This window comes from Catenuloplanes niger (assembly GCF_031458255.1).
GTDB lineage: Bacteria > Actinomycetota > Actinomycetes > Mycobacteriales > Micromonosporaceae > Catenuloplanes > Catenuloplanes niger.
In genome coordinates, this window is record NZ_JAVDYC010000001.1 from 4,023,469 (window position 1) to 4,035,368 (window position 11,900).

Here is an 11,900-nt window from a genome sequence, read left to right on the forward strand (position 1 = left end):
GGTCACAGCGCGCTGCCGGCCTTGAAGTCCTCCCAGGACATGTTCCATGCGGTCCAGCCGTCGCCGACCGGCAGCTTCTCCTCGGTGCCCTTGATCACCACGGGGTCGCCGACCCGGGTCCACTCGAAGATCCACTTGCCGCCGCTGTCCGAGACGTTCACGCAACCGTGCGAGACGTTCCGCCGGCCCTGGTCCGCGTTCGACCACGGCGCCGCGTGGATGAACTGCCCGCTCCAGGTGAGCCGCTCCGCGAACTGCACGTCGGTGCGGTAGCCGTCCGCGGACGAGGCCGGGACGCCGTACGTCGACGAGTCGAACGTGGTCTTCTCCAGCCGCTCGATGATCACCATGGTCCCGGAGAACGACGGTGCGGACGGCTTGCCCAGGCTCACCGGGTACGTCTGCAGCGTCTTGCCGTCCTCCACCGCGGTCAGCTTCTTGCTCGCGTTGTCCACCTGGATCTCGCGGCGCTTGGTGTCGATCGACGCGGTGAGGTCGACGTCGACCTTGCCGTACCGGCCGCCGCCGACCGGCAGTCCGCCGAGCCCGAGCCGGATGGTCAGCTTCGTCCCCGGCTGCCAGTACTTCTCCGGCCGGTACTCGACCTGGATGTCGCTGTCCCAGTGCCAGACGCCCTCCTGCGGCGGGTCGCTCCGCACGAACAGCCGCCGCTCGACCGCGGCCCGGTCCGCCTCCTTGACGCCGCCCTGCCCGAACTCCACCACGATCGGCATGGCCTGCCCGTACGTCTTGCCGTCGGCCATGAAGATCTGCGCGTCCATCCGGTTCCCCGGCCGGGACATCGTGGTGAACGTGCCGGTGGACGTGCGGTCCCCGGCGGTCGCCCGCACCGTGTACGTCGTGTCGTAGCTGAGCGGGTCGGCCGGGACCCAGGTGCTGCCGTCCGCACGCAGCTCGCCCTCGACCACCGCGCCCTCGCCGTCGGTCAGCGCGACCTCGGTCAGCGCGCCGCCGTCCGCCAGGCCGATCTCCGCCGAGACCGGCACGTTCGTCTCCCGGTCGGCCGGGGTGAGCGCCAGCGGTGCGGCCGCGCTGCTCGGCGCCTCCGCCGCGCCGCCGCCGGGCCCCGCCGAGTCGTCGTCACCGCAGGCCGCGAGCCCGAGGGCAAGCGCCGGGACCAGGGCCAGGCTCAGTGCTCGGGTAACCAGTCGCATTCGTCCATCCTGCGACGACTGTCCCGTTCCTGCCACCCGATCGGCGGGACGGGGCCCGCGGTTCCGCGAGCCCCGTCGACGACACCGATCAGGTCAGGGTGCAGCTGACCTGGGGCAATCCGGTTCCGTTGGCGACGAAACCGAACGTGGTGCTGCCCTCCGGCGCGATCGCGCCGTTCCAGTTCACGTTCCGAACCGTGACGGAACTGCCGCTGCCGCTCATCGTGCCGTTCCACAAACTGCTGATCGTGTACGTACTGGGCAGCGTCAACGTGGCGGTCCAGCCACCCGACGTGGCCGTGTTGTGGTTCATGACCTCCACCTGGCCCTGCATGCCACCGTTCCACGCGCTGACCACGCTGTAGATCGCCATGCAGCCGTTCCCCGGGTGACCGGTGGTCGGCGGCGGCGTGGTCGGCGCGGCCGTGGTCGGCGCCGGAGTCGTCGGGCGCGGTGAGGGCGTGCCGGTGGTCGGGGTCGGCGTCACGGTCCCGCCGCCCTTCACGCCGGTGACCTCGCCGTTGCCGCCGTCGAAGACCACGTCGGAGCAGCCGTAGAACGTCTCCTGGCTGTCCGAGCGCGACCACACCGAGTAGATGATGTGGCGACCGCTCTTACCGGACGGCAGGTTGCCCGACCAGTAGTAGTGACCGTCGTTCGAGCCGACCGGGCCGTTCTGCGGCGGGTTCGTCACCTGCAGGAACGGCGTGTCCGCGAGGTCGTCCCAGGCGAGCGGCTGCGACGGGTCCCACCCGTCGTTCGTGATGTACATGCTGAACGTGCCCGGGTGGTGCGCCCAGTTGCTGTACCGCCAGCTCCACGGAGCGCCCGAGGTCAGGTGGGTGAGCGGCCAGTCGCCGGGCACGTTGAAGCCGGTGAAGTTCGTGTTCCCGCCGGAGCAGAGCTGGCCGTCCGGGATGAACCCTTCCATCCGGCCGGCCCCGTCGGAGCGCAGCACGGAGAACCAGTTGTAGAGCACGTTCGTACCGCTGATGGTGGTCGCGGCACGGCAGGCGGAGTTCTGCGGGACGATCTGGCCGGTCGAGTCGAGCCCGTCCTGCCAGCACATGTACGTGCGGGAGCCGGGCCTCATCATCGCCCCGTGCGCCTCAGCCGCGGACGGCGGACTGATCACGGTGACGAGCCCGGCGGCCAGCACGGAGGCGGCGAAGTAGGCGGCCGCCCTGCGTCGAAGATTCACGATGGGTGCTTCCTTCCACGGTGTTGCCGAAAAGGTGGGAAGCGCAGCCCCGGCTCGACGACGCGTCAGCCCCCGCGTCGCCACCGCCATTCTCACAAACCGATAGGCAAACCTCAATCTGTGCGGCGGATTGAACCAAACCGGGGTCCGCATCCGAACTACCCGTCATGAGGTGCTGGCTCGGCAAGTCCCTGGCAGGTGCGGCCCTCGCCCTCGCGGCGGGAGCGCTCGCACTCCCCACGCCCGCGTCCGCGGACGTGACGGTCGACCCGGACGTGAGCGTCCAGGGCGGCGCTCCCCGGCTGACCTTCACGGTGACGAACGGCAGCCCGAAGGCCACGCTCGACGAGGTCGTGCTGACCATGCCCGACTCGATGCCGATCGCGGAGACGTATCCGCTGTCGATCGACGACTGGGCGCCCCGGATCAGCTGGAAGAAGCTCGACACCCCGCTGCAGGGCGTGCACAGCAGCAAGGTCACCGAAGCCGTGTCGGACATCACCTGGTTCGCCATGCCCGGCAAGGGCGCCAAACCGGGCCAGTCCGCCGAACTGCTGGTCACGCTGGGTCCGCTGCCCGTCGCCGAGCAGGTGGTCTTCACCGTCACCGAGAAGTACGACGACGGCACCACCGTGGTGAACGACGTGGTGCCCGCGGCCGGTGCGTCCGCGCCGAACGCCGCGGCCGTGCTGCGGCTCATCCCGGACACGATCAGCGACTCGAACGGCGGTCACCACGGCGGCGGCACCGCCACGGAGACGCAGAACGTCGCGTCCGTCACCGACACCGGTTCGAACGCCGGGCTCTGGGTCGGGATCGCCGGCCTGCTGGTGGGTCTGGCCGGCGGCGGCGCGATCATGTGGTTCATCGCACGCCGGAAGCCGGCCACCGCGCCGGCCACCGCCGGATCCGCCGATGCCGGGTCCACCACCGCCGGTGCTGGTTCCGCCACCGCCGGTGCCGGTTCCGCCGGTGCTGGGTCCGCCGCGGCCGGGTCGGACGCGTCGGAGAAGCCGGCTCAGCCGGACTCCGTCTGGCGCTACCGCGGCGACTCCCCCACGCCGGAGGCCGAGACCTCCGCCGGCGAGGCCGCGCCCACGATCCGGGCGGCGGCCGGAAAGACGTCCTGATCGGTTCGACAGGGCTGACGTGGCCGCGCTCCGGACGGAGCGCGGCCACGCTTGTCCTAGATTGATCGCGTGACGGTGACGTTCGGTGTGCTCGGCCCGCTCGCGGCCGCGTACCATGACGGCCGGCCCGTCCCGCTGCGCGGCAACCGCCAGCGCGCGGTCCTCGCCCGGTTGCTGGTCACACACGGCCGCGTCGTCCCGGTGGACACGCTCGTCGACGACCTCTGGGCGGACGCGCCGCCGGACCGCGCGGTCGCCGCGATCCGCACGTTCGTCGCCGACCTGCGCCGCGCGCTCGAACCGGACCGGCCGCCCCGCCGCCCATCGGAACTGCTGGTCACCGCGCCGATCGGCTACGCGCTGCACGCGGCCTCGACCGACGCCGGCCGCTTCACCGACGCGGTGCACGAGGCCGCCGACCTGGCCCCCGAGGCCGCGCTGACCCGGCTGGACGACGCGCTGGCGCTGTGGCGCGGCCCCGCCTACGACGAGTTCGCGGCCGAGGGCTGGACCCGCGCGGAGATCGACCGCCTGGACGAGCTGCGCGCACTGGCGGTGGAACGCCGCGCGGCCGCGCTGCTCGACCTGTCCCGCCCCGCCGACGCCGTCCCGTCGCTGCGCGCCCACACCGCCGACGCGCCGCTCCGCGAGGAGGCGTGGCATCTGCTGGCGACCGCGCTCTACCGCACCGGCCGCCAGGGCGACGCGCTCGCCGCGCTCCGCACCGCCCGCGACACCCTCGCCGACCAGCTCGGCGTCGACCCCGGCCCGCGCCTGCGCGCGCTCGAGTCCGCCATCCTGACCCAAGATCCAAACCTGGAGAACCCCTCGACGGTACGGCCGGTCGCGCGCATCGTCCCCACTCCGACGACCCGGAGAGCGCCGTCCACCCCGGAGCCGCGCGCCACCTCCCCGGCCCACCCCGCCGGCCACGCCGCGGAGCCGGTGGGCCACGTCGAGCGGGCCGGGCGGGTTCCGGGCTTCGTGGGTCGTGCGGCGGAGAAGGAGCGGCTCGTGGACGCGGCCCGCACGGCGGAGCGACGGCGGCGTCCGGCGCTGGCGCTCGTCTCCGGTGACGCCGGCGCCGGCAAGACGGCCCTGGCCGAATCGCTCGCCGCGGACCTCGCCGCCGGCGGCTGGACCACCGTGTGGGGTCGCTGCCCCGAATACGAGGACGCGCCCGTCGCCTGGCCCTGGTTCCAGATCAGCGACGCGCTGTCCGCCGGGGACGACCTGCTCTCCGGCGCGGCGGAGGATCCCGCGGCGGCCCGGTTCCGGCTGCGGCGGATGCTGGCGGCGCTGGTGGAGGCCGCGGCCGGGCGAGCGCCCGTGCTCGTGGTGCTGGACGACCTGCACTGGGCGGACGAGGGCACGCTCGACCTGCTGGCCGGGTTGCTCGCCGGCCCTGACGCGGCCGGCGGGCCGGTGCTGGTCGTCGGCACCTACCGGGCCACCGAGGTCACACCGGACCTGGCCGCTGCCCTGGCCCGGCTCGCCCGGGTCGAGCCGGCCCGCGTCCACCTGGACGGGCTGCCCGCCGGCGCGACCGGTGACCTGGCCGCGGCGGTCACCGGGCACGATCTCGCGCCGGACGTGGTGGAGCGGCTGCACCGGCGTACCGGCGGTAACCCGTTCTTCGTCCGGGAACTGGCCCGGGTGCTGGCCGCCGAGGGCGTGGAGGCGCTGGCCCGCGTGCCCGCCGGCGTGCGTGACGTGCTCCGGCACCGCCTCGTCCGGCTGCCGGAACCCGCGGGTGAGCTGCTGCGCCGCGCCGCCGTGCTCGGTCGCGACATCGACCCGGACGTGCTGGCCGCGCTGTCCGGTCTGGGCGACGACGACCTGTTGGACGCGCTGGACCAGGCCGTCGCGGCCGGACTGCTGACCGAGGCGGCCGGGCAACTGCGGTTCACGCACATCCTGGTGCGGGACACGCTCTACGGTGACCTGTCCGCGTTGCGGCGGTCCCGGTGGCACGCCGCGGCCGGCGCCGCGCTGGAACGGCTGCGCCCGGACGACCCCGGCCCGCTGGCACACCACTTCTCGCTGGCCGGTGCCGGGCACGCCGCGCAGGCGGCCCGATATGCCCGGGCCGCCGCCGAGCAGGCGGAACGCCGCGGCGACCCGCACGAGGCGGCCCGCATGTGGCAGCGCGCCCTGGACGCGCACGACGCGGCCACCGGCACCCAGTCACCCCCGGCCGACGGCGACGCACCACCCTCGACCGCGCCGGCCGACGATACGCGGGCCGGCAACACACCGGCCGGGAACGCGCGGGTCGGCGACGCACAAGCCGGGAACGCGCGGGAGAGGCTGACCGCGGTGATGGGGCTGGGGCGGGCGCTGGCGGTGGTCGGGCGGCTGGCGGAGGCGCGGCGGCACCGGGCGGACGCGATCGACGCCGCGGAGGCACTCGGTGATCCGGTGGCGGCGGCGATCGCGGTGACCTCGTTCGAGGTGCCGGCGGTGTGGCCCCGCAACGACGACGAGGAACTCTCGGCACGGATCGTGGCGGCGGCCGAACGGGCACTCGCGGCGCTGGACCGCGCGGAACGCGACGGACAGAGCGACCGCACGGAGCACGACGGACGGAGCGACCGCACGGAGCACGACGGACCGAGTGACCGCGCGGAGCGCGACGGGACGGGTGCGGGTGGCCCCGACGGTGCGGATCGCAAGCTCGGTGCGGGGTGGATGCGGGCGGGCGGTCGTACCGCTGATGGGGCTGTTGAACTGTCCGCCGAAGGCGGGGTCCGGCTGCGCAGCAGGCTGCTCAGCACGATCGCGATGGAACTGCGCGGCGGCACCGGCACGCGTGGCGAGACCGCGGCGCGCGAGGCGGAACGGCTGGCCCGCGCGTCCGGTGCACCGGAACTGCTGGCGTTCGCGCTGAACGCCCGGTTCATGCACTGCTTCGGCCCGGCCGGCCGGTCCGCGGAACGGGCCGCGATCGGCGCCGAGCTCGCCGCGCTGGCCGCACGGCATCGGCTGGTCACGTTCGAGGTGCTCGGCCACCTCATCCTGTTGCAGTCGGCGTGCGCGCGCGGCGACGTCGCCGCCGCGGACCGGCATGCGGCCGACGCGGACCGGCTGGCCGCCCGCTACGAGCTTCCGATGGTCGGCGTCTTCACCGGCTGGTACGCCGGCCTGCGCCATGCCCTGCACGATGCGCCCGACGCCGCGGCGGACGCGTACCGGGCGGCCGCCGCCCGGATGGCCGGCAGCGGCATGTCCGGCGTCGAGGAGGGCCTGCTCCCGCTGGCCCTGCTGTCCCTGGACCCGCGCTCCGAGGTGGACGACGCCGGTCCCTACGAACCGTGGGTCCGCCCGCTGCGCCTGATCGCGCGCGGCGACCGGGAGGCCGCGGCCGCGGCCCTGCACGCCGTGCCGGAATCCCCTCATGACCTGCTGCTCGAGGCCCGCCTCTGGCTGCTCGCGCACGCGGCCGCCGAGCTGGGCGACACCGCCGTCCTCGCGCACGCGCGCGCCGCGCTGCGCCCGGCCGCCGGTGAACTGGCCGGCGCGGCCAGCGGCATCCTCAGCTTCGGCCGGATCTGACGGGCCGGTCAGGCCGCCGGCTGCAACTGCCAGCGGGCCTCGATCCAGCGGCGTTCGCCCTCGGTGTGCGCGGTGATCTCGATGCCCTTGCGGGGGGCGACCGGGACCTCGGGCATGTCACCGATGACGCTGACGACGACCTCGTCACCGGAGCCGACCACGGTGACCCGGGCCCAGGTGGCGGCGTTGCTGAGGGCCTCGATCGGCGCCTCGGAGAGCGCGCGGCAGGTCTCCACGGTCAGGTCGGGGACGTGGCCGACGCGCACCAGCGAGACCTCGACGCCGCGGCGTTCGGCGACGTCGGCGCCGGCGCGCAGGCCGTGCAGCAGCGGGTCGGGCACGTCGTCGGTCTCGGCGAGCAGGCGGCGGAGCCGGGCGGCACCGGCCCGGCAGCGCTGCTGGACCAGCGGGTCGCGCGGGTCGGCGCCGTCGGCCAGCTCGGTGAGCAGCGTGCGGATGTCGTCGCGGATGTCCTCGTAGCGGGTGACGCGGGCGGCGTGCACGGCCTCCGCGACCGCGCGCCGGTCCGCGACCTCCGCGCGCGCCACCGCGCTCCTCGTGACGGACGCGGCGATCGCGCGGACGCCGCCGGCGGTGAACGCGAACCCGAGTTGCAGTGCCGCGCTGCCGATCACCACCATGCCGAGCCGGGCCAGCGTGATCTGGTCGAGCTGGTCGCCGATCGCCAGCCCGGTCACCACGATCGCGGCGTTGGCCAGCACGAACGCGACGAGGTGGGTGATCGGGCGCCGCCAGCAGATGATCACGCCGAGCCAGCCGATCGAGCCCCACGCCCAGTTGAAGGACCGGAGGATCTCCTCGGGCGGGCAGGCGGCCAGCACGATCGCGACCACCAGCAGCGCGGCGACGGTCAGCGGCCAGAACAGGCGTGGGCGGGGCCGGCCGAAGATGTCGAGCGCGCCGACCGCGCCGATCGCCAGGTACGCGACCCAGCAGATCGCCACCGCCCACGGCCAGCGGTAGACGGACCAGCCGAGCACCGTCATGGTGCCGTCGTAGAGCAGGTGCCAGCAGACCGGGATGGCCAGCGCGGCGATCGCGGTCCCGCGCAGGTAGCGGCGGGCGACGAGCATCGCGGTGCTCTCGATCACGGCCACCACCGCAGCGTGACCGTGGTGCCGCCGCCGGGCGCGGAGTCCACGTCGGCCAGTCCGCCGACCGTCTGCATCCGCCCGATGATCGCTTCGCGCACGCCGTACCGGTGGAAGGGGGTGTTCCGCGGGTCGAAGCCGCGACCGCGGTCCCTGATCTCGACCTGGACCGCCCCGTCGCCACCGGTCAGGGTGATCCGCACGCGGCCGGTGCCGGCGTGCCGGCGCACGTTGCTGACCGCCTCCGCGGTGGCGGCGGCGATCGCCTCCACGACCGGGGCCGGCACCTCGATCGGCGTCATCGAGAGCGCCACGTCCAGGTCGGTTTGCAGCGCGATCTCCCGCAGTCGATCGTCAAGACCGTTCGCCGGTACGTCGAGCGCGGGCGCGTCCGGGCCGGCGAGCCGGTCCAGCACCAGGATGTCCGCGGCCGCTCGCTGCCGCAGCTGCGCCGACGGCCCCAGGATGCCGGCCGTCCCGACCATGGTCAACGTGGACAGCACGGTGTCGTGCAGGTCTCGGCGCTGCACCCGCTCGTCCGCCCGCCGGGCCCGCTCGATCAGCTCGGCTCGCTGGTCGCGCAGCACGGCGGCCAGTTCCGTGTCCGCGTAACCCGCGGACCGGCGCAGCACCCACATCAGCACCACCATCGCGATGATCTGGATGACGTGGATCAGCGCGGAGATCACACCGTCGTCGGCCGGCCGGATGCCGACCAGGTGCGCGACGACCAGCACCAGCGACGCCGGGATCGCCCACCTCGTCGGCAGTCCCATGACCGCGACCAGCAGCGTCATCGAGATCAGCCCGCCGATCCAGCTGGCCGCGCCGGGCAGTGCCGCCGGCACGGTCACGCTCTGCTGGATGAGGCACAGCCCGGACAGGAACGCGACGTCGCCCGCGGCCAGCCACCAGGTCAGGCCGCGACCCCGGGCGATGGCCACGAACACCACGGACCAGACCAGGTTCGCCGTGAGCGCGCCGATCACCAGCGCGTTCGCCTCCGGCGCGGTCATCACGCCGGCGACGGTCGCGACCAGCCCGACGACCCCGCGCAGGAGTACGGCGGACCGCATCGCGTACCTCAGGAGGGCCTGTTCGGCCGGGCGATCACCGCCCGTGGCACCGTCGGCCGTCACCGGGCGGTCCACTGTCTCCACCGGCTGTTCCGGCTGTTCCGGTTGTTCCGGCCGTTCCGCCAGCGCGGTCGCCGGAAGCCGTTCGGATCGCCATGCCATCGACAGGTAGCGCCTCCTCCATCGGGGTGGGCTGTCGGCCCCACCTTTCCACGCGCCCGTACGCCGCGTCATCCCCCGCTCGCCCAGTGGAAGGCGCCAACGGTCCGGTCACACCACCGCGATCAGCTTTATCTCGACGAGCAGTTCGGGGAAGGCGAGCCGCGGCGTGCTGACGATCGTGCTGGCCACCTGCGGCACCGGCCGGCCGTAGACCTCCTTGCGCACCTCCTCGGCCGCGGCACCGCCCGCGTCCGAGTCCAACACGAAGATCAGTTCGTCGACCACGTCGTCCAGCGACGCGCCGAACCGGCGCAGGAGCTCCGACGCGTTCGCGTAGCACTGCCGCATCTGCGCGGCCGTGTTGGCGAAGTCGGTGACCGCTCCGGCATCATCGAGCGGGGCGGGTGCCACCAGATCCGGCCCGTCGTGCGAGACCTGTCCGGAGAGGTAGATGGTGTTGCCGCGCCGGACCGCCTGCACGTACCCGTAGCTGTCCTCCCACGGAACCCCGTGGCTTGCCGTCCTGATGTCGTTCATGCCGGCAACGGTATGGAGCGGCCCTTTCGCCGGCCCACACCCGGCGGTGCCAACAAACGCAAGGATCGTGACACGACGTGCGGAGCAGGAACGTAGCGATCATCGCGCTGCCGCGGTACTTCCCGCTGGACGTCACGCTGCCGCAGTACGTGCTGGGCTCCCATCCCGGCTATCGGGTGACCGTGCACGAGACCGACGTCGCGGCCGCCGAGTTCGCCGACGTCGTGGTGGTGCCCGGCTTCGCGGACCCGCACCTCCCGGTCCCCGGCGACCACCTCGCGGTGGTGCGCGCCGCCCACGACCGCGGCGCCCGCATCCTGGCCGTCTGTACCGGCACGTTCGCCCTCGCCGCGGCCGGCGTCCTGGACGGCCGCCGCGCCACCACCCACTGGCGATACCTCTCGGCGCTGCGCACGCTGCACCCCGCGGTCACCGTCCTGGACGGGGACACGTTCGTCGAGGACGGCACGATCGTCACGTCCGCCGGCGCGGCCGCCGAGACCGACGTCTGCCTGCACCTGATCCGCACCGACTTCGGCGCGTCCGCGGCCGACCGGGTGGCCCGCGAGGTCGTCCCCGCCCACGCGCCCGCACCCGCGTCCCGGGACGGCCTGTCCGACACCCGCGAATGGCTGATCGAACACCTGGCGTCGCCGATCACCGTGCAGCGGATGGCCGATCACGCGCACCTTTCCCGTCGTACCTTCATCCGCCGTTTCGAGCGCGAGACCGGCACGTCCCCGATGCGCTGGCTGATCGACCGGCGCCTGACCGCGGCCCGCCGTCTCCTGGAGACCACCGACTGGTCCGTCGAGCGCGTCGCCCGGTCCACCGGCTTCGGCACCGCCGCGAACCTCCGCACCGTCTTCGCCCGCGAACTCGACACCACGCCGACCGCGTACCGCAGGTCACGGACGGCCTAGACCCGACGGCACCGGTCACTCCGGGCGAACCGCCGTGACCGTGGTGCGGTCCTTGGAGACCGAGGTGATCCAGCCGCCGGCGCGGCCCAGGTCGAGCAGCGCGGTGACGGACGGGCGCATCGGCAGCGGCTCACCCGGGGTGGCGGGCCAGGCCGAACGGACCCGGTGGCCGGGGACCAGCCACGGGCGGAGCGCGGAGATCGGGTCGCGGGCGTCCAGGGCGGCGCGGGCGGCGGTGAGGGACTCGATCACCGCGTCCAGGACCGGGCGGACCGAGTCGGCGTTGCCGCCGCACATGGCGGCGACCAGGTCGGAGCGGGTGGCGGCGACGCGGGTGCCGTCGCGGAACGAGCCGGCGCCGAGCGCGGCCGCGAGCGGGTCGGCGGCCTGTTCGGCGACGGCGGACGCGACCAGGTGCGGCACGTGGCTGATCATGGCGACGGCCCGGTCGTGCTCCGCGGCGGTGGCCGGGACCGCCCGCGCGCCCAGGCCGGTGACCAGGTCGGCGAGGTCGAGCCAGTCGCCGAGCATGGTGCGGCCGGGTTCCAGGCCCAGGACCCAGGCGCAGTCGTCGAACAGGCGGGGGTCGGCGGCGGTGAAGCCGGACGTCTCCCGGCCGGCCATCGGGTGCCCGCCGACGAAGCCGGCCAGCCGCTGCGAGCCGCCCTCGAGGTAGCGCTCGACCAGGTCCAGCACCGGCATCTTGACCGAGGTCACGTCCGTGATCAGGCCTCGGTAGCCGCGCCCGGTGATCTCGTCGAGCACGGTCTCCAGCGCGGGCAGCGGGACCGCGATCATGCACAGTTCCGCGTCCGCGACCGCGGCGGAGACGGACGGCGCGATCCGCCACCGGGCGCTCGGCGGGGCCTCGGCCGCGGCGGTCCGGGCGGTGCCACGGGTGGCCGGATCGGCGTCGAAGCCGACCATGTCGTGTCCGGCGGCGGCGAGGGCCCGCAGCACGGAACCCCCGATGAGACCCATTCCGATCACGGCGACGCGCACGCGGTGACTTTTTCACAGCACGGTCCG

Annotated in this window: 9 protein-coding genes; 3 read left to right on the forward strand and 6 right to left on the reverse strand. The window is 74.0% G+C overall.

Annotated features, from left to right (window positions below; translation table 11 throughout):
* Positions 1-2 precede the first annotated feature (2 nt).
* Both J2S44_RS17515 and J2S44_RS17520 read right to left on the reverse strand, forming a co-directional pair.
* Positions 3-1,175, reverse strand: a complete 1,173-nt coding sequence (locus tag J2S44_RS17515) for a L,D-transpeptidase (RefSeq protein WP_310414861.1) — start codon at positions 1,173-1,175, stop codon at positions 3-5.
* 88 nt (positions 1,176-1,263) lie between these two features.
* Positions 1,264-2,376, reverse strand: coding sequence for a lytic polysaccharide monooxygenase (locus J2S44_RS17520; RefSeq protein ID WP_310414864.1), 1,113 nt, complete (start codon positions 2,374-2,376; stop codon positions 1,264-1,266).
* Between the two features lie 167 nt (positions 2,377-2,543).
* Between J2S44_RS17520 and J2S44_RS17525 the strand changes: the two genes are divergently transcribed.
* Entirely contained in the window at positions 2,544-3,506 is a 963-nt protein-coding gene (locus J2S44_RS17525; protein ID WP_310414868.1) for a DUF1775 domain-containing protein, read from the forward strand.
* 69 nt (positions 3,507-3,575) lie between these two features.
* Positions 3,576-7,061 carry an ATP-binding protein gene (locus J2S44_RS17530; protein ID WP_310414870.1) on the forward strand — a complete coding sequence of 1,162 codons (3,486 nt, stop codon included), beginning with the start codon at positions 3,576-3,578 and terminating at the stop codon, positions 7,059-7,061.
* An 8-nt stretch (positions 7,062-7,069) separates the two neighbouring features.
* Here the strand turns inward: J2S44_RS17530 and J2S44_RS17535 are convergent, their stop codons facing one another.
* The 3 genes from J2S44_RS17535 to J2S44_RS17545 form a co-directional block, all read right to left on the reverse strand.
* On the reverse strand, positions 7,070-8,179 hold the full coding sequence (locus J2S44_RS17535; protein WP_310414873.1) for a hypothetical protein: 1,110 nt from the start codon (positions 8,177-8,179) through the stop codon (positions 7,070-7,072).
* Positions 8,170-9,411: a sensor histidine kinase gene (locus tag J2S44_RS17540; protein WP_310414876.1), complete on the reverse strand. Its 1,242-nt coding sequence runs from the start codon at positions 9,409-9,411 to the stop codon at positions 8,170-8,172. The genes J2S44_RS17535 and J2S44_RS17540 overlap by 10 nt, the downstream gene beginning before the upstream one ends.
* 108 nt (positions 9,412-9,519) lie before the next feature.
* Complete coding sequence (locus J2S44_RS17545) at positions 9,520-9,948, reverse strand: RidA family protein (protein WP_310414879.1); 429 nt, start codon at positions 9,946-9,948, stop codon at positions 9,520-9,522.
* Between the two features lie 77 nt (positions 9,949-10,025).
* Here J2S44_RS17545 and J2S44_RS17550 point away from each other — a divergent pair, with 77 nt between their 5' ends.
* Positions 10,026-10,871, forward strand: coding sequence for a GlxA family transcriptional regulator (locus J2S44_RS17550; RefSeq protein WP_310414882.1), 846 nt, complete (start codon positions 10,026-10,028; stop codon positions 10,869-10,871).
* A 15-nt stretch (positions 10,872-10,886) separates the two neighbouring features.
* Here J2S44_RS17550 and J2S44_RS17555 read toward each other — a convergent pair whose 3' ends face one another.
* Entirely contained in the window at positions 10,887-11,873 is a 987-nt protein-coding gene (locus J2S44_RS17555; protein WP_310414884.1) for a prephenate dehydrogenase/arogenate dehydrogenase family protein, read from the reverse strand.
* Positions 11,874-11,900 lie beyond the last annotated feature (27 nt).